General features: G+C 68.7%; 22 protein-coding genes. 11 read left to right on the top strand and 11 right to left on the bottom strand.

Going from position 1 to position 20646, the window contains the following annotated elements; genetic code table 11:
* The first annotated feature begins 13 nt into the window (after window positions 1-13).
* The 8 genes from J2848_RS17505 to J2848_RS17470 all read left to right on the top strand — a co-directional run bounded on the left by J2848_RS17505 (window position 14) and on the right by J2848_RS17470 (window position 7452).
* Window positions 14-1864: an NADH-quinone oxidoreductase subunit 5 family protein gene (locus tag J2848_RS17505; RefSeq protein ID WP_149232207.1), complete on the top strand. Its 1851-nt coding sequence runs from the start codon at window positions 14-16 to the stop codon at window positions 1862-1864.
* 22 nt (window positions 1865-1886) lie between these two features.
* Window positions 1887-3092 carry a proton-conducting transporter transmembrane domain-containing protein gene (locus tag J2848_RS17500; protein WP_149232208.1) on the top strand — a complete coding sequence of 402 codons (1206 nt, stop codon included), beginning with the start codon at window positions 1887-1889 and terminating at the stop codon, window positions 3090-3092.
* On the top strand, window positions 3089-3568 hold the full coding sequence (locus J2848_RS17495; protein WP_149232209.1) for an NADH-quinone oxidoreductase subunit B family protein: 480 nt from the start codon (window positions 3089-3091) through the stop codon (window positions 3566-3568). The genes J2848_RS17500 and J2848_RS17495 overlap by 4 nt, the downstream gene beginning before the upstream one ends.
* A complete protein-coding gene (locus tag J2848_RS17490) occupies window positions 3565-4473 on the top strand; it encodes a respiratory chain complex I subunit 1 family protein (protein ID WP_149232210.1) in 909 nt (302 codons plus the stop codon). The genes J2848_RS17495 and J2848_RS17490 overlap by 4 nt, the downstream gene beginning before the upstream one ends.
* A 12-nt stretch (window positions 4474-4485) precedes the next feature.
* Window positions 4486-5016 (top strand): 4Fe-4S dicluster domain-containing protein, encoded by a 531-nt coding sequence (locus J2848_RS17485; protein ID WP_149232211.1) that lies wholly within the window; start codon window positions 4486-4488, stop codon window positions 5014-5016.
* Entirely contained in the window at window positions 5006-5491 is a 486-nt protein-coding gene (locus tag J2848_RS17480) for an NADH-quinone oxidoreductase subunit C (protein WP_149232212.1), read from the top strand. The genes J2848_RS17485 and J2848_RS17480 overlap by 11 nt, the downstream gene beginning before the upstream one ends.
* 12 nt (window positions 5492-5503) lie before the next feature.
* Window positions 5504-6583, top strand: a complete 1080-nt coding sequence (locus tag J2848_RS17475; protein WP_149232213.1) for a hydrogenase large subunit — start codon at window positions 5504-5506, stop codon at window positions 6581-6583.
* Window positions 6584-6660: 77 nt separating this feature from the next.
* Entirely contained in the window at window positions 6661-7452 is a 792-nt protein-coding gene (locus J2848_RS17470) for an SDR family NAD(P)-dependent oxidoreductase (protein ID WP_149232214.1), read from the top strand.
* A 23-nt stretch (window positions 7453-7475) separates the two neighbouring features.
* Here J2848_RS17470 and J2848_RS17465 read toward each other — a convergent pair whose 3' ends face one another.
* The 3 genes from J2848_RS17465 to J2848_RS17455 all read right to left on the bottom strand — a co-directional run bounded on the left by J2848_RS17465 (window position 7476) and on the right by J2848_RS17455 (window position 9756).
* Complete coding sequence (locus J2848_RS17465; RefSeq protein WP_149232215.1) at window positions 7476-7931, bottom strand: hypothetical protein; 456 nt, start codon at window positions 7929-7931, stop codon at window positions 7476-7478.
* Between the two features lie 143 nt (window positions 7932-8074).
* On the bottom strand, window positions 8075-8854 hold the full coding sequence (locus tag J2848_RS17460; RefSeq protein ID WP_149232216.1) for a class I SAM-dependent methyltransferase: 780 nt from the start codon (window positions 8852-8854) through the stop codon (window positions 8075-8077).
* A 29-nt stretch (window positions 8855-8883) separates the two neighbouring features.
* Window positions 8884-9756: a MipA/OmpV family protein gene (locus tag J2848_RS17455; RefSeq protein WP_149232217.1), complete on the bottom strand. Its 873-nt coding sequence runs from the start codon at window positions 9754-9756 to the stop codon at window positions 8884-8886.
* 399 nt (window positions 9757-10155) lie between these two features.
* On the opposite strand from J2848_RS17455, the gene J2848_RS17450 reads away from it, so the two are divergent.
* The 3 genes from J2848_RS17450 to J2848_RS17440 are packed head-to-tail and all read left to right on the top strand — an operon-like array spanning window position 10156 to window position 12982.
* Complete coding sequence (locus tag J2848_RS17450; protein ID WP_149232218.1) at window positions 10156-11469, top strand: NAD(P)/FAD-dependent oxidoreductase; 1314 nt, start codon at window positions 10156-10158, stop codon at window positions 11467-11469.
* Window positions 11418-12200, top strand: coding sequence for a lysophospholipid acyltransferase family protein (locus tag J2848_RS17445; protein WP_149232219.1), 783 nt, complete (start codon window positions 11418-11420; stop codon window positions 12198-12200). The genes J2848_RS17450 and J2848_RS17445 overlap by 52 nt, the downstream gene beginning before the upstream one ends.
* On the top strand, window positions 12197-12982 hold the full coding sequence (locus J2848_RS17440) for a glycosyltransferase family 2 protein (RefSeq protein ID WP_246193942.1): 786 nt from the start codon (window positions 12197-12199) through the stop codon (window positions 12980-12982). The genes J2848_RS17445 and J2848_RS17440 overlap by 4 nt, the downstream gene beginning before the upstream one ends.
* On the opposite strand, the gene fabG is transcribed toward J2848_RS17440, so the two are convergent.
* From fabG to J2848_RS17400, 8 genes are read right to left on the bottom strand one after another with little or no spacing between them, the layout of a single operon-like run.
* Window positions 12963-13682: a 3-oxoacyl-ACP reductase FabG gene (gene fabG, locus J2848_RS17435; RefSeq protein ID WP_149232220.1), complete on the bottom strand. Its 720-nt coding sequence runs from the start codon at window positions 13680-13682 to the stop codon at window positions 12963-12965. The genes J2848_RS17440 and fabG overlap by 20 nt on opposite strands.
* Window positions 13679-14128, bottom strand: coding sequence for a hotdog family protein (locus tag J2848_RS17430; RefSeq protein ID WP_149232221.1), 450 nt, complete (start codon window positions 14126-14128; stop codon window positions 13679-13681). Before J2848_RS17430 ends, fabG begins: the two co-directional genes overlap by 4 nt.
* Window positions 14119-14931: a beta-ketoacyl synthase chain length factor gene (locus J2848_RS17425; protein WP_211103173.1), complete on the bottom strand. Its 813-nt coding sequence runs from the start codon at window positions 14929-14931 to the stop codon at window positions 14119-14121. Before J2848_RS17425 ends, J2848_RS17430 begins: the two co-directional genes overlap by 10 nt.
* Complete coding sequence (locus tag J2848_RS17420; protein ID WP_170307080.1) at window positions 14931-16124, bottom strand: beta-ketoacyl-[acyl-carrier-protein] synthase family protein; 1194 nt, start codon at window positions 16122-16124, stop codon at window positions 14931-14933. The genes J2848_RS17425 and J2848_RS17420 overlap by 1 nt, the downstream gene beginning before the upstream one ends.
* A gap of 10 nt (window positions 16125-16134) precedes the next feature.
* Window positions 16135-16944: a class I SAM-dependent methyltransferase gene (locus J2848_RS17415; RefSeq protein ID WP_149232222.1), complete on the bottom strand. Its 810-nt coding sequence runs from the start codon at window positions 16942-16944 to the stop codon at window positions 16135-16137.
* Window positions 16937-17743 carry a polysaccharide deacetylase family protein gene (locus tag J2848_RS17410; protein WP_149232223.1) on the bottom strand — a complete coding sequence of 269 codons (807 nt, stop codon included), beginning with the start codon at window positions 17741-17743 and terminating at the stop codon, window positions 16937-16939. The genes J2848_RS17415 and J2848_RS17410 overlap by 8 nt, the downstream gene beginning before the upstream one ends.
* Window positions 17736-20078 carry an MMPL family transporter gene (locus J2848_RS17405; protein ID WP_149232224.1) on the bottom strand — a complete coding sequence of 781 codons (2343 nt, stop codon included), beginning with the start codon at window positions 20076-20078 and terminating at the stop codon, window positions 17736-17738. The genes J2848_RS17410 and J2848_RS17405 overlap by 8 nt, the downstream gene beginning before the upstream one ends.
* Window positions 20075-20644, bottom strand: a complete 570-nt coding sequence (locus J2848_RS17400; protein ID WP_149232225.1) for a LolA-related protein — start codon at window positions 20642-20644, stop codon at window positions 20075-20077. Before J2848_RS17400 ends, J2848_RS17405 begins: the two co-directional genes overlap by 4 nt.
* Between the last annotated feature and the right edge of the window lie 2 nt (window positions 20645-20646).

Below are 20646 nucleotides of genomic sequence, written 5' to 3'. Positions count from 1 at the left end.
AAAGGGGCGAGTCATGACATCCATCACGCTCCCCATCCTTCTTCTGCTCGGGGGCTTCGTCCTGCAACTGCTGCTCGGCCGCTGGCTGACGCCGGTCGGCAAGGGCGTGCTGGCGACTGCGGCGGTCTTCGCCTCCTTCCTCGTCACCCTGACGCTGGTGCCCGCCAGCATGGCCGGCATCGCCGTGGAAGCGCCGCTGCTGCCGGTGTGGGACGGGCCCTTCTCCATCGGTCTGCGCCTCGACGGGCTGAGCGTTCTGTTCATGTTGATGGGGACCGGCATCGGTGCCGCCATCCTGCTGTTCTCCGTGCGCTACATGGAGCATGAGGAGCAGGGGACGACGCGCTTCTACGCGATCATGCTGGTCTTCATCGCCGGCCTGCTGCTGCTGGCCGGGGCCGCCGACATGCTGGGTGCCTATCTGGCCTGGGAGGTGATCGGGCTGTGCTCCTACAGTCTGGTCGGCTTCTGGTACCGGCAGCGGGCGGCGACCGACGGTGCCCGCAAGGTTCTGGTCATCACCCATCTCGCCGGCTACGGCTTCCTGATCGGTCTGGTGCTGGTCTATTCCCGCGCCGGCACGCTGGTCTGGACCGACCCCGCGGTGGGGACCGCCTTCACGTCGGGTGTCGCGGCGCTGTTCGTCGTCGCGGCGATGGCGAAATCGGTGATGTTTCCGCTGCACAGCTGGATCCCGGAGGCGATGAACGCCCCGACCCCGGTGTCGGCGCTGCTGCATTCGGCCTGCTACGTCAAGGCCGGCGTCTACCTGATCGCCCGCATGTATGTGGTCGGGGGCGGGCAGTGGCATGCGGCGCTGGAGGTGCCCCTGCTGGCGGTCGGCTGCGTCACCATCCTGGTCGGGGTCATCTTCGCCATGGCGCAGACCGACCTGAAGCGGCTGCTGGCCTTTCACACCGTCAGCCAGCTCGGCTACATCGTCGTCGCGCTGGCGCTCGGCAGCGATCTCGGGCTGGCGGCCGGGCTGTTCTATTGCCTGAGCCACGCGCTGTTCAAGGGCACGCTGTTCATGTGCGCCGGCGCCATCCAGCACGCCACCGGCACCCGCGACCTGCGGGAACTGGGCGGGCTTGCCACCGCGATGCCGGGAACGGCGAAGGTGTGGATCATCGCCGCCGCCTCCATCGCCGGCGTGCCGCTGACCAACGGCTTCGTCGCCAAATGGCTGCTGTTCGGCGCGGCACTCGACAAGGGGCTGCTGGCGGTGGTGCTGGTCGGCTGGATTGGCAGCATCCTGACCGCCTTCTCCTTCCTGAAGGCCACGGTCAACGCCTTCTACGGGGTGCCGTCAAAGGCGCTGATCGGCCGGCCGGTGCATGAGGCGTCGCCCAGCATGCTGGCCGGCATGGGGTCCATGGCCGGTCTTTGCCTGCTGTTCGGGCTGGCGCCGCAACTACTGATGGTGCCGGTGGTGGCGCCGGCGGTGCGCTCGCTGGGTTTCGACTGGGCGGTGCAGATGAGCTGGCTCGGCATCCTGACCGACCGCGGCGGCATTGCCGTGACCGTCGGCGGCGCCGTGGTGCTGGCGTCCGCCATGCTGGGGCTGCTGGTCTACAGGCTGGCCCAGGCCCCGGCGTCCGGTCTGGTGTCGGTCTATTCCGGCGGCGAGCCGCTGCCGGCCGGCGACCGTCCGGGTGCCGTCGACTTCGCCGAGATGGCGGAGAGCGCCTTTCATCCCGTCTATTCGCTCGATCCCGATCCCGTCTTCCTGCGGATCTGGCGCGGCCTGACCCGTGTGGCCGGTGCGGCGCAGGCCGTGGCCGGCGGGGCGTTCGAGGATCGTCCGCTCCTGGCCATCGGCCTTGCCGCCGTCGCGGCACTGGCCGGCGTGTGGCTGGTCTGAGCGCAGCCGGAGGACTCCAACCATGGACATGGTATTGATCCCCCTCTTTCTGGCGGTCGCGCTCGGCGTCGGGCTCTACGCCCGGGCGATCCCGCAGGGCAACGGCGGATGGTGGCGCTTCGCCGCCGCCACCGTCGCCCTGGCGGTTGCCGCCCGGTTGGCCGGGCACGGCTGGGCGGGAACGTTGCTGGCCTCATCCGCCGAACTGCTGGCGGTCGGCATGGTGTGGAGCGGTGGTACCGGTCAGGCCCACGCCGCCGCCCGCAAATACCTGACGGCGGTGCTGCTCGCCACGCTGTGCGGCTGGACGGCGCTGGCGCTGATCCATCTTGGCGAAGTGCGGCCGGCCGCCCCCTGGGACCGGCTGGCGGTGGCGCTGCTGCTGATCGGCGTGGCGCTGAAGCTGGGGCTGGTGCCGGTCTATTTCTGGCTGCCGGCGGTGGCCCGGGCGTCGTCGGCGATGACGACGGCGCTGATCGTCGCAGTGGTCGATGTCGGCGGATTCTGCGAGCTTCTGGCCTTGAGGGACGTGGCTCCCTGGATCTTTACGGACTTCGCGCCGCTGTGGATCGGGCTGGCGGGGCTGTCGCTGCTGGGAGCCGCCCTGCTGGCGCTGGCCCAGCGGGAGCTGAAGCCGATGCTGGCCTTCTCCTCCATCGACGACATGGGCTATCTGCTGCTCGGGCTGGTGGCCGGCGGGGCCGACGGCATGGCCGGGGCATGGTTCGGCATCCTGGGCCACGCGCTGGGCAAGATCGTGCTGTTCGGCGCGGTCGGGGCGGCGGAGTGGCATCTCGGCCGGGCGGTGACGCTGGATGACCGTGGCCTGTCCACGCCGCTGCCGGTGGCGAGTGCCGCCTTCATGCTGGGGGCGCTGGGCTTCATCGGCATTCCGCCGACGCTGGGCTTCGTCGGGCATTGGCGGCTGTATCTGGCCGGAGCGGAACTGGGCGGACCGGCGCTGCTGGCGGTGCTCTATGCCTCGTCTGCCATGGCGCTGCTCTGCTATGTCCGCGTCATCCATCGGGTGTGGCTGGGGCCGGCGGAATCGCCGGTATCCGGACGGCCCCTGCCGCCTGCCGCCGCCCTGGTGCTGCTGGCCTTCGCCGTGGCGCCGGTGCTGTTCGGGCTGGTGCCGAATGCGCTCCGCCCCGCTGCCGAGCCTCATCCTCATGTCGCCGAATTGGCGAGCAATCCGGCGGCCAACCCGGCCGGAGGTGTGAAATGAACCTGATCGAACGGGTCGTCGCCATCTCGCGCCGGCGGTCGCCCTGGATTTGCCGGCTGAACGCCGGGTCCTGCAACGGCTGCGACATCGAGATCACACCGCTGCTGAGCCCGCGCTACGACGCCGAACAGCTGGGGGTGGAACTGCATGGCACGCCGAAGCATGCCGATATCGTGCTGATCTCCGGCACGCTGACGCTGCGGTCGCGTGAGGCGATCCTGGACATCTACGCCCAGGTTCCCAATCCGAAGGCGGTGGTGGCGCTGGGTTCCTGTCCGGCGTCGGGCAACGTCTTCGCCGGCAGTCCGCTGGTGCTGAGCGAGTCCCTGGACAGCGTCGTTCCGGTGGATGTCTGGGTGCCCGGCTGCCCGCCGCGGCCGCAGGCCATCCTGGACGGCATCGCCCGCGCCGCCAGGCTGCTGGAGGACGGCGCCACCAAAAGCCAGTTGCAGAACTGGCAGGGGAGGCTGTCATGAACACCGTCTGGTCCTATCTGATCGCCTTCGCCGTCTGGCCGGGGCTGCTGTTCGCCGCCCCGCTGGGCTGGCTGGAGCTGTGGTTCATGCGCAAGCTGGTCGCCCGCTTGCAGGGCCGCCGCGGCCCGCCCTTCTTCCAGCCCTTCTTCGATTTCATGAAGCTGCTGGGGAAGCAGACGGTGATCCCGCGCGGCGTCAGCCGCGGCATCTTCCTGGCTTTGCCGCTGGTGTCGGTGGGTGCGGTGACGGCGGCGCTCGCCATCGTTCCGCTGCCTGGCAACCCGGTGCCATCGCTGCCGGGCGACGTCGTGCTGCTGCTGTACCTGATGGAAGTACCGGTGCTGTGCGAGGTGCTGGCCGGCTATGTCAGCCGCTCCATCTACGGGCAGGTGGCGGCGATGCGCGAAGCGCTGCTGTCGCTCGCCTACAACCTGCCTTTCCTGGTCGCCATCATCGCGATGGCGCAAGAGGCCGGCAGCTTCCGGATGAGCGCCTTGCAGGCCGCGCCCTATGGGATCGTGCATCTGCTGGCTGGGGTGACCTTCCTGTTGGCGCTGCCGGCGCGGATGAAGCTGAATCCCTTCTCCATCGCCAATGCAGAGCATGAGATCGTCGCCGACAGCCATATCGAATACAGCGGCCCGCCGCTGGCCCTGTTCAAGCTGTCGCACGCCGTCGAGCTGGTTCTGCTGACCGAGCTGTTCGCCGTGGTCTTCATCCCGGCCACGCCGTGGCCGCTGGTGAACCTGCTGGTCTATCTGGCGGCCGGCATCCTGGTGCTCGGCGGGGTGACGCTGCTGGCGACGGCGACGGCACGGCTGCGGCTGGCGCAGGCCTTCCGCTTCTATTGGGTCTGGGGCGGCATCGCGTCGGCGGTCACCATGGCCGCGACGCTGGTCCGCTGAGGGGGATGCGCCATGGCCATGCTGAAAACCATTCTCGGCAACCTGCTGCGCCCGTCGCGCACACGGGCTCCTGCCGACATGCCGGACGTGCCGACGGTCTATCGCGGCGCGCTGGCCCATGATGCCGCCCGCTGCACCGCCTGCGGCACCTGCGCCTTCGTCTGCGCTCCGAAGGCGATCAGCTTCACCCAGGATCCCGGCGTGTCGGTGTCCTGGCATTTCTTCATCGGCCAATGCTCCTTCTGCGGGCTTTGCGCGCAGAACTGCCCGACGCAGGCGATCAGCCTGGATGCGGAGGTGCCGACAGGAATGAACAGTGCGGCCGGCGACGGGCTGCGGCTGGAGAGCATCGTCCGGTTGCAGCCCTGCACCCGCTGCGGCGCTGCCCATGTGCCGCTGCCGGATGCGGCGATCGCCGCGCTGTGGGGCGTGGAGGAGGCCGAGCGCGGCTATTGTCCGGACTGCCGGCGGTGGGCGGCCAGTGCGCGGCTGCGCTCCGCCTTCATCCCGGCCGCCGCGGAGGAGGTGCATCATGAGCGCTGACCTTGCTCCCCGCCAGTTGACCGAGGCCTTGCAGGCCATTCCTGGCGTGCGGTCCGTCACGGACGACAACGGCGCCCTGTGGGTCGATGCCCCGCTGCTGGAGGTCGAGGCGATGGCTGCCACCATGGCGGACCTCGGCATCCGGTTGGGCACCGTCACGGCGATCCCGCATGCGGAGGATGGCGAAGCGACGGTGATCTATCACTACATCGACGAACATCGCGTGATCAGCGTGAAGACCCGCACCCGCAACGGAGCGCTGCCGTCGCTGGCGCCGACCGTCCGGGCGGCGTCCTGGGCGGAGCGGGAGATCCGCGACCTGTTCGCGGTGGAGTTTCCCGGCCATCCCAATCCGGTGCCGCTGATCCGGCCCGAAGGCATCGACACCGCGACCCTGCGCGAGGCGATGTGCCGCCCGGCGGCGGTCGCACGCAAGCCGGTGTCTCCGCTCGCCACATATCCGGCCCGTTCCTAGGAGTGTCCGTCAATGCCCTACAGCTTTCCGCTCGGCCCCTATCACCCGGCGCTGGAAGAACCCTTCAAGGTCAAGGTCCAGTGTCGCGGCGAGGTCATCGACAGCGCCACCGTGGAGGTCGGCTTCAGCTTCCGCGGGATCGAGCTTCTGGCGCAGAAACGCAATTGGGTGGAGGTCATCACCCTGATCGAGCGGGTCTGTGGCATCTGCTCCAACACCCATGCCATGACCTTCTGCATGGCGGCGGAGACCATCGCCGGCATCGAAATTCCTAAACGCGCCGCCCACATCCGCACCATCATCGCCGAGCTGGAGCGGCTGCATTCCCATCTGCTGTGGGCCGGGGTGGGGGCGGAGGACATCGGCTTCCATTCCCTGTTCATGGAGGTGTTCAGCCTGCGCGAACTGGTGATGGACACGCTGGAGGCGATCAGCGGCAACCGGGTGAATTACGGCATGAACTGCATCGGCGGCGTCCATCGTGACATCCCCGATCCCATGCGGTATCTGCCGGCGCTGGACGCGCTGTCGAAGGGGCTGGCGGAGATCGTCATCCCGACCTTCACCGAAAATCCGACGGCACTGGCCCGCACCCGCGGCGTCGGCCGGCTGAGCCGCGAGCAGGCGGTGGAATGGGCGGTGGTCGGGCCGGTCGCCCGCGCCTCCGGCCTCGACATCGACGTGCGCAAGGACCAGCCCTATCTGTCCTATGCCGCCCTGGGATTCGAGAGCGTCACCCGGCCGGAAGGCGACGTGCTGGCCCGCGTCGTGGTGCGGGCGCTGGAGATGGTTGAGAGCATCCGGCTGATCCGCGAGGCGCTGCTGTCGCTGCCCGCCGGGCCGCTGCGGGCGACGGAGGGTCTGCCGGAGATCCCGGTCGGCGAGGCCACCATCCGCACCGAGGCGCCGCGGGGCGAGGCTTTCTACTACGTCGCCTCCGAAGGCGGGGCCACGCCGGCGCGGGTGAAGATCCGCACGCCGTCCTTCGTCAACATCCCGGCCATCGAAGCGATGGTGACGGGGCAGCCGCTGGCCGACCTGTCGATCATCCAGGCGTCGGTCGATCCCTGCATCTCCTGCACAGATAGGTAGGGGGCGGACGGAACAGGAACCTCCTTTCCGACGCGGTGGTTGATCAGGGCAGCACCACCATTCGAAAGGGCAGTCCCATGGCTCGCGCCGCCAACATGCAACTCGCCGTCGTGACCGGAGCCTCCAGCGGCATCGGCCTCGAACTCGCCAAGCAATGCGCCGGCAATGGATTCGACCTTGTCATCGCCGCCGACGATCCGGCGATCGAGCAGGCCGCCGGCGAGCTGCGCAAGCTGGGTGCCGCGGTCGAGACGGTCCAGGCCGACCTTGCGACGCTGGACGGGGTGGACCGGCTCCATGCCGCCTTGAAGGGGCGGGCGGTCGATGCGCTGCTTGCCAATGCCGGGCATGGGCTGGGGCATGGCTTCCTGGATCAGGATTTCGCCGAGGCCCGCCATGTCATCGACACCAACATCACCGGCACGCTCTACCTGATCCACAAGGTCGGGCGCGACATGCGCAGCCGGGGCAAGGGGCGCATCCTGATCACCGGCTCGATCGCCGGCTTCATGCCCGGCAGCTTCCAGGCGGTCTATAACGGCACGAAGGCCTTCATCGACTCCTTCTCCTTCGCGCTGCGCGACGAGTTGAAGGACAGTGGCGTCACCGTCACCTGCCTGATGCCCGGCCCGACCGACACGGAGTTCTTCGAGCGGGCCGGCATGATGGACACCGCGGTCGGCCAGGGGAAGAAGGACGATCCGGCGATGGTCGCCAAGGTCGGCTTCGACGCCATGATGGACGGCGAGGGCGACGTCGTCGCCGGCTGGAAGAACAAGCTTCAGACGACGATGGCGACCGTCACCCCCTCCGGCGTGCTGGCCAGCCAGCACCGCAAGATGGCGGAGCCGGGGTCGGGCAAGCACTGACGCCCCGGCTTGCGTCCCCTGGCTTACGTGTCCAGGCACCCGCCCTTGGGCGCGACGGTGATGCGGATCAGTTCCGACCCGCCGCCGCCGAAGACGTTGCCGCCGGTGTAGGTCAGGCAGCCTTCGTTGCGGTAGATGACCTGGAGCCGTTGGGCGTCGTTGCCGAAATAGAAGGGGATCCAGCGCTTGCCGGTCTCGTGCCGGATCATGTTGTCCGGCGCGCCGATCAGGGTGGAGACCTCTTCCATCGTCATGCCGATCTGCAGCTTGGCGAAGCGGCTGCCGGGGGCCGGGGTGCCGATCACCTCGCCCTCGTACCGGCCGTCGCGCGACTTCACCATCCGCGCGCCCGGCGTCGACGGGGCGGCCGAGGCGGTGGCGCCGGTCCCGTCCCCGGTGGCAGTCCCTTGCTGCTGCCCGGCGCAGCCGATCAGCAGCGCCACCACCGACAATGCCGCCCAAGTCGTTTTCCCCACCATGTCTTTCCTCACGCGATCTGTTCTGGTTGTTGCCCTGTAGGGGCGACTATGAGGGCGATAACCCCAGGGCGGCATCGGCAAAGGCGGATGAAGAACGCCTAAGAGAGGTAGTAACAACAGGCGATCCGCCGGTCGGAGCACCTTCACGCCGTCGCTTCGGCTTGCCGCTTGCCGGTGTAGTTCTTGAACAGGTCGTAATCGGTATCGCAGCGCACCTGCGCCAGCCCGGCCGCCGCCATCGCCCCGGTGATGACCTCCGGTTCCACGCAGCGGTCGATCGTCTCCCAATAATAGCGCATCAGCGTCCGCCCGCTCTCACCGCCGCCGCTGAGGCGCGAGACCGCCGGCACCACCATGCCGAGATAGGCGTTCATCAGGTGCCGGGTGACCGGGCGGCGGGGGCGGCCGATCTCCATCACCAGCACGGCCCCCCCTGGGCGCAGCACGCGGCGGAACTCCCGGAAAGTGGCGGTCAGGTCACCGACATGGCGCAGGGCATAGCCGATGGTGACGAGGTCGACGGAGGAGTCGGCCAGCGGCAGCGCGTCGGCCACGCCCTGGATCAGCGGAATGGAAAGGCTGCGCCGGGCTTCCGCCAGCATCGCTTCGCTGAGGTCGAGGCCGATCACGTCGCCGGGATCGCCGCAGAGCGCCACCGCCTCCCGTGCCACCAGACCGGTGCCGATGGCGACGTCCAGCACCCGCATGCCCGGCCGCAAGCCCGCCCGCCGCAGGCACTGTGCCCGATACCAGGAACCCGAGCCGAGCGCGAAGATGGCGTTGATGCGGTCGTAATGATGGGCCGTCCGGTTGAACAGCCCGCGGACGAAGCGCTGCCGCTGCGTCCTGTCGCCGTAATAGGCATCGAGAACGGGGTGCGGTTCGACGGCGCTGCCGACGCGGGGCGAGGGTTCGGTCGGCACGGCGGTGTCTCCTTCGATTGAAACCGGGGTCAGTCGAGAATGTCGCTCACGGCGCTGACCCGGCTGTCGGACCGGTAGAGCGAGAAGGTGAAGCCGGCCCCGACGGAAAGATTGACGTTGCGCTTGTAGAGCGGGCTGTCGTCGTTGGTGGCGCCCGAGAACAGCTCTCCCCGCACGGCGCCGAATGCGGAAATCCGCTCCGTCACCGGCATCACGAGCGAGCTGTGCAGGCGCAGGCCGAGATAGCCGGCCTTCGCGTCGTAAGCCGGACGGCCGGCGCGCGCATATTGCGGGTCGACCTGATAGAAATAATCCATCAGATGGCTGGAGGCGAAGATCGGCCCCAGACTGAGGCGGAACTGGTCGTCGCCGGAAATCAGTCCGGCCTTGCTGTAGGCGACGTCGGGTGCGAAGACGAGGCCGCGGTATTTGATGCGGCTGAAATCGGTGGAGAAGACGCTGCGCACCGGCAGGGTCAGGTCGATCCGGGCGCGCCGGTCGCTGTCCCGGTGCAGGTTGATCTTCAACGCCGGTCCGACCTCTCCCAGCAGATCGATGTCCGGCATGCCCTCGCGCGCCCGGTTGTGGTCGGCGGAGGAACCGAGCGCGCCTTCCAGGCTGACCTCGAAGGTCACGCGGTCGGAGCGGTAGAGCCGGCCCTGGATGCCGTTGCGGTCGGCACGGAACACGTTGCCGCGATAGATGACATAGGGCAGGGCGGCTGCCTGGACGTGATTCTGGTCGGCGGCGGGATAATCGGGGATGTAACCGGCACCGCCGCCGATGCCGATCTCGAACAACGGCTTGCCGGTGTCTTGCGCGTTGGCCCGGCCCGGCATGCAGAGGATCGCCGACATGGCGCAGGCGGCAACGGCAAGCGTCGTTGGCAACACACGCACCATGCATCCCCGGTTGAGTTGGTCGGTTTCAGGACGTCGGCATCTTGTGGGCGTGGCCCCCGGCAGGCAAGTGGGTTTGAATGTCGCCAAATGGGTAACCACTCAAGCCAGTTGCGAAGTCTCAAGTGCAGTGGCGGGATCGGGCAGCAGTATGCGGCAGTGCTGAAATCATCCTGAAACATTGTGGCATAGAGATACTGTAACAGTGAACGCTGATATCGGTGGCGAGCGGATATATCCTTTTGGCTAGGCCCCGGATAAAGGGCAGTGGCGGGGTTTTGTCCCTGGATTGTGCGCGACTGGGTGCGGTAAATTTGGCACAGAGTTGCGGGTCGCTAGAGCCAGAAACGGGTATCCACCTCGAACACCCCAAAGCGGGACAAGCGGAGAGCGGCAAAGCCCATGGTGTCGAACGATTCCGATTACGATTGCGATGTCCTGGTGGTGGGCGGCGGGCCTGCCGGGGCGACCGCGGCGGCGCTGCTGGCCGGCAAGGGCCATCGGGTCACACTGCTGGAAAAGGACCATCACCCGCGTTTCCACATCGGCGAATCCCTGCTTCCCTGCAATCTGCCCCTGCTGGAAAGGCTGGGCGTGCTGGAGGAGGTGGAACGGATCGGCATGCTGAAATATGGGGCGGAGTTCGTCTCGCCCTATCACGGCAAGGCCGTCACCTTCGACTTCGCCAATGCCTGGGACAAGACCAAGCCCTATGCCTTTCAGGTCCGGCGGTCGGAATTCGACCATATCCTGATCCGCAACGCCGCCGCCAAGGGTGCCACCGTCATCGAAGGCTGCAAGGTGACGGACGTCGACATCCAGGGCAACGACGGCACCATCGTCACCGCCCGGCAGGAGGACAGCACGACCCGCACCCTGCGCACGCGCTTCCTGGTCGACGCATCTGGCCGCGATACGCTGCTGGCGTCGCGCTTCGGCATCAAGCGGCGCAACGTCAAGCACAACAGTGCGGCGATGTTCGGCCATTTCACCGGCGCCAGACGGCTGCCGGGCAAGGCCGAAGGCAACATCACCGTCTTCTGGTTCGACCATGGCTGGTTCTGGTTCATCCCGCTGGCGGACGGCACCACCAGCGTCGGGGCGGTCTGCTGGCCCTATTATTTCAAGACGCGCAAGACCGACCAGACCCGCTTCTTCCTCGATACCGTGGCGCTCTGCCCGGCGCTGGCGGAACGGCTGGAGGGGGCGGAACTGACCGGGCCGGTGACGGGGACCGGCAACTTCTCCTATCAGGCCGACCGCATGTCGGGGCCGGGTTACGTCATGCTGGGCGATGCCTTCGCCTTCATCGACCCGGTGTTCTCCACCGGCGTCTATCTGGCGATGACCAGCGCCTTCGAAGGGGCCGAGGCGGTCGATGCCTGCCTGCGCGAGCCGGCACGGCAGGAACAGGTGCTGAAGCGTTTCGAGGACACCGTCCGCCAGGGCATCGGCACCTTCTCCTGGTACATCTACCGGGTGACGACGCCGGCCCTGCGCAACCTGTTCATGGGACCGCGCAACGTCTTCCGGGTGGAGGAGGCGCTGCTGTCGCTTCTGGCCGGCGACGTCTTCCGCCCGTCGCCGATCAAGGCGCGGCTGAAGATATTCAAGGCGATCTACTACATGAACGCCCTGCTGGACTTCAAAAGGAACTACATGGCATGGCGGAAACGGCGGCAGAACGTGCGCACCCCCCTGGGCGACGCGGTCTAGGCATTGTCGGCGCGGTCCGGCAGGCCTGGGAATATCCCCTGTTCTACGGCCTGCTGTTCCTGTTCGGCCTGATGTCACTGGCCTGGAGCCTGACGGCGGCGCTGATCGGTCCGCTTCTGCCGCGCCGGATCGCCGGGCCGCTCGGCCGGCAGGCGATCAGGACGGGATTCCGCCTCTATCTCGGCACGCTGCGGGCCTGCGGGGTGCTGAGAACCGACCTGTCGGCGCTGGATTCGCTGAAGGGTGACGATGGCCTGCTGATCTGCCCGAACCATCCGTCGATTCTGGACGCCGTGCTGCTGATCTCGCGGTTGCCGGATGTCGTCTGCATCGCCAAGGCTCCGGTCTATGACAATCTCTTCCTCGGCGGTGGGGCGCGGATGGCCGGCTATATCCGCAACGATGCGCCCAACTCGCTGGTCAAGATGGCGGCGCAACGGGTGCGCGACGGCCATCAGCTGCTGATCTTTCCAGAAGGCACGCGGACGGAGCGGGCGCCGGTCAACCCGCTGAAGGGCGGCTTCGCGCTGATCGCCAAGACGGCCGGCGCGCCGGTGCAGACGGTGTTCATCGACGCCAACACCAACTTCCTGGGCAAGGGCTGGCCGCTGTTCCGCAAGCCGGAGTTCCCGCTGGTTTATACCGTCCGCCTCGGCCGCCGCTTCGATCCGCCGACCGACGTGCGCGGGCTGGTCGAGGATGTGGAACGCCATTACAGGGCAGAGCTTTGATCACCGACGCCTCCACCAGCCATCTCGTCCTGATCCCCAGCTACAACACGGGACCGAAGCTGTTCGAAACGGTGCGGGCGGCGCGTGGACACTGGGCGCCGGTCTGGGTCGTCATCGACGGCAGCACCGACGGCACGCCGGCGGAACTGCGGGTGATGGCGGCGGACGATCCGCATCTGCGCGTGCTGGAACTGCCGGTCAATCGCGGCAAGGGGGCCGCCGTCCTGCATGGGCTGGAGGAGGCGGAGCGTTGCGGATTCACCCACGCCCTGACCATGGACGCCGACGGCCAGCATCCGGCCGACCGCATCCCGCAGTTCCAGGGCGTGTCGCTGGCCAACCCCGCAGCACTGGTACTGGGCAAACCGGTGTTCGATGCCGCCGCCCCGCGGCTGCGGGTGGGTGGGCGCAAGATCTCCAACTGGTGGGCCAATCTGGAGACTTTGTGGGGCGGGATCGGTGATTCGCTGTTCGGCTTCCGCGTCTACCCGATCAAGCCGCTGCGCACGGTGATGCGGCGCAACCCGTGGATGCGCCGCTTCGACTTCGATCCGGAGGCGGCGGTGCGGCTCTGCTGGGCCGGTCTGCCGACCATCAACGTGCCGGCTCCCGTCCGCTATTTCAGGGCGGAGGAGGGCGGCATTTCCCATTTCAACTATGTCCGGGACAACGCCCTGCTGACCTGGATGCACACCCGGTTGATGCTGGGTTTCATCGGCCGGTTGCCGATGCTGACGGTGCGGCGCGTCCGCTCCCGTCCCCTCAGATCATTCCTCCGTTGATCGAGACGATCTGGCCGGAAATGTAGGCGGCGCGGTCGGAGGCCAGGAAAGCGACGAGGTCCGCCACCTCCTCCGGCCGGCCGGCGCGCTTCATCGGCACCATGCGCTTGACCATCTCGGCGTCGAAGGCAGCGTCGGCCATCGGCGAGGCGATGATGCCCGGCGCCACCGCATTGACGGTGATGCCGCGCGGCGCCAGTTCCAGCGCCAGCGACTTGGTCGCGCCATGCAGCCCGGCCTTGGCGGCGGCGTAGTTGGTCTGGCCGCGGTTGCCGGCAATGGCCGCCACGGACGAGACGCTGATGATCCGACCCCAGCGCGTGCCGATCATCGGCATCAGCAGCGGCTGCGTCACGTTGAAGAAGCCGTTCAGCGACACGTCGATGACGCGGCCCCACTGCTCCCGCCGCATCGCCGGCATCACCGCATCGTCATGGAGGCCGGCATTGTTGACCAGGATCTGGATGGGACCGGCCTCCAGCACCCGTTCCAATGCTTCGCCGGTGGCATCGGCGTCGGTGACGTCGAAGGCGACCGCTTGCGCCGATCCGCCGGATGCGGCGATCTCCGCCGCCAGTGCTTCGGCACGGGTGACGGAACCGTTGGCGTGGACCAGCACATGGCGCCCCTCGGCGGCCAGCGCCTTGCAGATGGCGGCGCCCAGTGCGCCGCTGCCGCCGGTGACGAGTGCGCGCTTCATGCCGTCCCCAATTCCGTGACGCCCGCATCGATTACCACCGCCGCCCGGCCGCTCAGCAGGTCTCGGTCGCCGGCGGTGATGGAGAAGGCGTAGATCACCCGGCTGCCCTCGCCGGTCAGGTTCTCGGCCTTGATGACCAGATCCTCCGCGATGTCGTCGAGTTGGGCGACATGGCAGGTGAGGTCGCGCAGGCTGGCAAGGTAACCGGCGGCGGGACGTCCTCCATCGGCCATCAACCCGCCATGCACCGCCATCGCCTGGGAGGCATATTCGACCCCGCACAGCGCGGAGAGCCGTCCGGCGTGACGCAACGGGTTGTCCGGCGCGCGATGGCTGCGGGCGATGCAGCGGATGCGGCTGCGGTCCCAGGACAGCACGCCATCCAGCAGGCACATGGTGCCGGCATGGGGGATCAGGGCGGCAAGCTCCGCACGGCTCAACAGCATGGCGCGTCCACCCGGATCACCACCCGCCCGCTCGGCGGCAGATCGAGCACCACCCGTTCCGGACTGCCGCCCGCACAGACCCGCGCCAGCGCGGCCAGCAGCGGCAGGGCGCGCGCGGTCGGATTGCCGACGCGCAATGCTTCCAGCCCGATATCGGCCATGCGGCTGACCGGCTCGTCCCCGCGCGACAGGTCGATGTCCAGGCAGGCGAGGCAGCGGCCGGTCGGCTGCGGGGTCAGGACCAGGGCGGTGCCGAAGGCCCCGGTGATCGGGCGGACCTTGCCCAGCGGTTCCGGATAGGGCAGGTCGTAGGCGATCAGCCCGACGGTCCAGCCATCCGCCGCCACCTCCGCCGCCGCCTCCAGCAGGCCGCTCTGGAAGCTCTCGTCATGGGCGGACAGGCTGGTGGAGGGCTCGCGGCAGCGGGTGGCGATGCTCCAGTAGCCGGCCGGCGCGTTGTGGACCGAGTTATGGAAGCGCGTCGGCGAGATGTCGCGCTCTTGCGTCGCCAGCGTTTCCAGGATCTGGTGCAGCGTGTCGGGATCGCCGCTGGAGGAGGTGAAGACGGTGGCGACCGTCGCGGCATCGCGGCCGGCCTGCTCCAGCGCCTCCGCCCCCACCGCCATGGCGAGCTTGACGGTCGGCACGCTGCGCCGCCGCTCGGCCGGCGGCAGCAGCGGACTGGCGGTCAGCACGGCCGGCGAGGCCACATAGGCGCAGTCGCCTGTCAGGATCGCGCGCGACTGCTCCCACCCGGGAAGGCCGGGACCAAGCAGGCCGATCCCCTCGACATAGGCGCGCATCAGGCCGCCCACCCGAAGATCAGGCTGCTGTTGCTGCCGCCGAAGCCGAAGGAGTTGGTCATCACCCGATCCAGCCGCCCCGTCTCATTGGCTTGCAGGTAGCGGCTGCGCAGGGCGGGGTCGAGGTTGCGGGTCTGCGGGCTGCCGGGGATCAGGCCGGTGCGGAGCGCCAGCACGCTGATGATCGCCTCGATGATGCCGGCGGCGCCCAGCGTGTGGCCGGTATAGCCCTTGGTCGAACTGACCGGAGTGCGGGCGCCGAGCAGACCGGTGATCGCCTGGTCCTCCGCCGCGTCGCCATAGGTGGTGGCGGTGCCGTGCAGGTTGACATAGTCGATGTCCTCCGGCCGCAAGCCGGCGCTGGCCAGCGCCCGCTCCATCGCCAGCCGGGCGCCCAGCCCTTCCGGATGCGGGGTCGACATGTGGTGCGCGTCGTTGCTTTCCCCGGTGCCCAGCAGATGGACGGTTCCGGGGGCAGGATTCGGGTCGGCACGTTCCAGCAGGGCGAAGCCGGCACCCTCGCCCAGCGAGACGCCGCTGCGTTCCGCATCGAACGGCCGGCAGGGGGTGGGGGAGACCAGTTCCAGGGAATGGAAGCCGTACAGCGTCGTCAGGCACAGGCTGTCGGCTCCCCCGACCACCGCCGCGTCGCACAGGCCGGTGGCGATCATGCGGGCGGCGTTGGCGAAGACCTTCGACGTGGTGGCGCAGGCGGAGGAGACGACGAAGGCCGGTCCCTCCAGCCCCAGGCGATGGCGGACGAAGTCGGCCAGCGAACCGGTGCTGTGGGTGGTGGCGAAATTGAAGGCGGCGGGCAGTGCTCCCGTCCGCGGATCACGTGCGCGGAAGGCCAGTTCGGCAGACAGGATGCCCGACGTGCTGGTGCCCAGGAAGACGCCGATTCGGCCGGCGCCATACCGCTCGCGGGCACTGGCGACCGCGTCGGCGAAGCCGTCCCGATGCAGGGCCATTTCGGCCAGCCGGTTGTTGCGGCAGTCGAAGCTTGTGAGGTTGTCCGGGAGGCGCACATCCTCCACCCCGTCCACTTCGCCGATATGGGTGTCCAGTGTAACCGTCTCGAAACTGCAAGGTTTCAGGCCGCCCCGGCCGGTGTGCAGAGCATCCAGGGTTGCATCCTGGCCAGCACCAAGGCTGCTGACGATGCTCATATGGCTTAGGGCGAGTGGCTGCACGATGAACTTCTTAGGAATTTTGGATGGGTTCGATTGTGTAAGGCGGTTTCATTGCCGGATGAATGCTAGCATCGGCAATTTCACGTAAGGAAGGGCAAATTTGGACTGAGGCATTGCTTCGCCGGGCTATGAACAAGGTGTTGGCGAAGGGCGTACCCTGGCTCATCGGCAGAGCCGTCGTATTGAACCCAAGGCTGTCCAGCAGCGCCGACCAGTCCGCCGCCGGACGGTAGGTCAGCGGCTGGCGCCAGTGGCCTCGTGCGGCGCTGGCGATCCGTTCGGCCCAGCGGGTGATCTGGAAGGGCAGGCCGCCGTCGGCGTCGGCCTCCCGCAAGAGAAGAATGCCGCCCGGCAGCAGCGCATCGGCGCAACGGGCGAGCACCGCCGCCTGCTCGTCGGGCCGGAGATAGAGCAGCACGTCCAGGATGACGATGGCATCGCAGGGCGGCAGATCGATGTTGCGGATGTCGCCCTGCATGACGGCGTCGGTGCCCAGCGCCGCCTGGGCGATCCGTACCCGCTTGGGTGACAGTTCAAGGCCCTGGGTGGCGAGGGCATCGGGCGGAGTGGGCCAATCCGCCGGCCAGTCGCCGATGGCGTGCCGTTCGGCCGCCGCGCGCAGCAGAGCCGTCAGCACCCCCTGACCGCAGCCGAGGTCGAGCAGGCGCCCGCGGGCGGGCAGCAGAGGGTGGCCCAGCAGATGACGGAAAACGGGGTCGCCGCCCAGCTTGCCCCTGGTGAAATGCCAGGCGTAACGGCCGCAGCGGCGATAGGGGCGGGCGGCGGCGGCGACCAGATCGCGGAAGACGGCGTCACTCATCGGCCAGCACCTCCAGCGAAACCGCCGTCAGCCCATGGGCTGCCAATGTGTCGAGCAACCGCGGCAGCACCGTCAGCACCACCGGCTGGCTGTCACGGTCACGGGCGGCGGAGCCGTCATGCAGCATCAGCAGGTCGCCGGCGGCGAGGTTGCGGAGGAGGCGCCGCTCCACCCCCGACGGGTCGCGCCGCACCGCGTCGAAGCCGCGCCGGGTCCAGGTCGCCAGCCGCAGGCCGAGGCCGGCCAACACAGGGTCGAGCAGCGGATTGCGCAAGCCGGCCGGCGGCTTGAAGAAGCGGGGCGGCTGGCCGGCGAGGTCGGTCAGGATGCGCTGCGCCTCTCCCACCTCGCGGCGGATGGCGCGAAGGCCCATGGCGGCGAAGCGGTGGGAATGATGCCAGCTGTGGTTTTCCACCGTGTGGCCGCGGCGGACGATGGTCTCGGCCAGGGCGGGGTGGCGGGCGGCCCGGTCGGCGATGCAGAAGAAGCTGGCCTTGGCCCGCGCGCGGTCGAGCAGGTCCAGCACGGCGGGTGTCACCTCCGGGTCGGGGCCGTCGTCGAAGCAGAGACCGACCTGACCGAGCCGGGCATTTTCCGCCGGCAGGCGGCGCAGGTTGGGGCCGAGCAGGCTGCTGCGCGGCCAAAGCCCGATGGCGCCGAGCAGGGCGTGGTTGCCGGCCACCGCACCAAGCGCCCAGGGCCACGCCGTGGGCAAGGCCGCCGCACCGGCCAATGCTGCGACATGCAGGGCGGCCGACGCGCGGAGCAGGGGCGATGGCGACCAGCGGCACTCAGCCATGGCTCGCACTCTTCGGTCCGAGCACCGCGGCGAAGGCGAGGCAGAGGAAGGCGCCGATGGCAACCGTCATGCCGATGCCGTGCAGCACGGGAATGCCGGAAAAGGCCAGCGTGCCGAAGCCGATGACGGTGCAGAGATTGGCGATGGCGACCGAGGCGACGGTGCGTTCCCGCAAGGCCGGGGAGGGCTCCGGCCGTTCGAACAGCAGGGAATAGTTGGAACCGACGCCGACCACCAGCAGCAGGCCCACCAGATGGAAGATCGTCAGCGTCTGACCCAATGCAGTCACCAGCGCCATGGTGATGACCACCGCCGCGGCCAGAGGCATCACCGCCGCGACCAGCGAACGGACCGACCGCAGGGCGGCGGCCAGCAGAGCCGTGATCGCAATTGCCCCGAGGACGGCCAGCGTCAGCGCCTCCTGCCGGTAGGTGCGATAAAGGCTGTCGGACTCTTCCTTCAGGTTCAGCAGGATGGCGCCCTGTGCCATAGGGGCATCGACCAGCCGGACGGCAAGTCCCTGCGGATCTTTGACGCCGCGCAAGGGCAGCATGGCGGTCCAGCCGGCACCGGTGCGGACCAGCAGGGAGTCGAACTTCAGCTTCAGGCTGGTGCCATCCAGGCTGGCCGGGGTCAGCAGCGGCTGGGTCCGGGCCTTCTCGGCCTCAGTCAGGAAGGGGGCGAAGGCATCGGGGCGGAAGGGCAGGCCTTGCAGGGCCTGGGTCAGGGCGGCGCGCAGCTGGTCGGGCGGCGGCAGGGCGGCTTGGCGGGCGCGTTGGGTGGCTTGGCTCGGCAGGGTGTGGGCGGGGGAGTCGTAGCCGGCAATCAGGTGGTCACGGGTCAGTGCCTCCAGCGGCGCGGCCAGACGTTCGGCGGCGGTCAGCGCCTCCTCCACCGTCGCGGCACTGGTGACCAGCAGATGGCCGGCGTCGGGGGCACCGAGATCGCGGCGCAGCGCCTCGTCCAACCGCTGGTCTGCTTCGGCAACCGGGCTGAGGCTGGACAGCTCGGCCGACCAGATGGTGGAGCCCTGGTAGGCCAGCCAAGCCAGCGACAGCAGGGTCGCGGCCACCAGCGGCAGCCGCAGGGCCGGTGCCGCACTGGTCAGGGCGTTCAGCACCGGGGCCATCCGGGCCGGCCGTTCGGTCGCATAGCCCTCCGGCAGCAGGGTTGGCAGCACCCAGCGGGTGACGGCCAGCGCCACCAGCAGCCCGGTGATGGAGAAGAGGCCCAGCTGCGCCAGTCCGCTGAAACTGGAGAACAGCATCGTGACGAAGCCGACGACGGAGGTCGCCACCCCCAGCAGCAGCGTCGGCCAGATGCGCAGAAGGGTGCGGCGCGCCGGGCTGCCGGGCTGGGTCTGGGTGAACAGGTAGATGGCGTAATCGACGCTCTCGCCCAGCAGGGTGACGCCGAAGCCCAGCGTGATGCCGTGCACGGTGCCGAAGCCCAGGCCCACCGCCGCGATGCCGGCCAGCGTGCCGGTCGCCGCCGGCAGCAGCGACAGCACCAGCACGCGCAAGGACCGATAGACCAGCAGCAGGACGCCGGCCACCAGAACCGTGGCGATGATGGAGGAGCGGGTGGCATCCGCCTCGATCCGGTCGCGCGTCTGGACGGAGAAGACCGCCGGCCCGGTCATCACCAGTTGGGCGGACCCGACCGTCCCCTTCGTTTCGGTGAAGGCGCTGCGGATCAGGTCGAGCGTCTTCTGCTGGGCATCCATGTCGAAGCCGGGCGCAGCCGTCTGCACCAGCAGCAGCGCCCGCGCCCCGTCGGCCGAGACCCAGACGCCGTCGCGGCTGGCCGGGCCGGAGGCGTCGCCCAGCATACGGTCGGTCAGGCGCAGGATCTCGGCGGTCGGATCGGCGGGAAGCGCCTGCTTCAGCGCCATGCCTGCCGGCGATTGCAGGAGGCGCAGATCGTTCTGAAGGGCCTCGCGCAGCCCGTCCGCCGTGAAGCGGTCGGGGGTGACGCCGGGGCTGAGCAGATAGCGGTTGGTCCAAAGATAGGTGCCGTCGGCGCTGCGCCCGGTCCGCTCGCCATTTTCCACGGCGGCGACCAGCGGGTTGCCGCGCAGCCGTTCGGCAAGCGCGCGGCTGAATCCTGTCAGGCGATCCGGCGTGTCGCCCTCGATGGCGATCAGGATCAGGCGGGAGACGACACCGTCGCGCAGCTGGTCGACAAGCAATTGCTGGGTGGCGGAAGGGGAGCGGGGCAGGAAGGCGGACAGGTCGGCGGTGACCGGCGTGCGCGCCACCAGCAGGCCACAGGCAATCAGCCCGGCCAGCCACACTGCGATGTTCCATCTGCCCCGTCTCGCCGAAGCGGTCATGCCGGGTCCGGCTGGATGGTCATGATGGAGCGGTCGCCGTCGGCCTGAAGGACCTCGATCCGGCGGATGGCGGCGTCGCGGCCGGCGATGAGGATGCGCTGGACGGTCTTGCGCGCCTCCTCCGCCCGCGGGATCAGCTGCATGCGCCAGTCCTGCGGCGTTCCCTCCAGCGCCACCTCGTAGAAGCGCATGATGGTGGGAACGTCGCCGCGCAGGGTGGAGCGGATGCTTTCCACATAGGTCTGGATTTCCGGCATTGCGGAGACCGACAGCGTTCGGGACGCGCCGTCCGCCCGGGTCAGCGTCAGACGGTCGCCGTCCAGCCGCAGGCTCTCCGGCTCGGGCAGCAGCGTGCGCTTTTCCAGCACATCCGGCCGGCGGTAGGTCAGGGTGCCGCTGCTTTCCAGCGGGGTGGTCAGCAGGCCGACCTCGCGCGTCTCGGTGAAGCGCGCGCTGGAACTGCCGACCTGGGCGAAGCGGGCGAACAGATCCGCCAGGCCCCAGGGTTCGGCCGCCTGCGTCGGAACGGCACCTGCCAGAAGGAAGGCGGCGAAACCGGCCCCCAAGC

Origin of the sequence: Azospirillum lipoferum (assembly GCF_024170005.1) — a bacterium.
Lineage (GTDB): Bacteria > Pseudomonadota > Alphaproteobacteria > Azospirillales > Azospirillaceae > Azospirillum > Azospirillum lipoferum.
The sequence above is the reverse complement of the archived record's forward strand: the minus strand, read 5'-3'. Positions and strand labels throughout refer to the sequence as shown.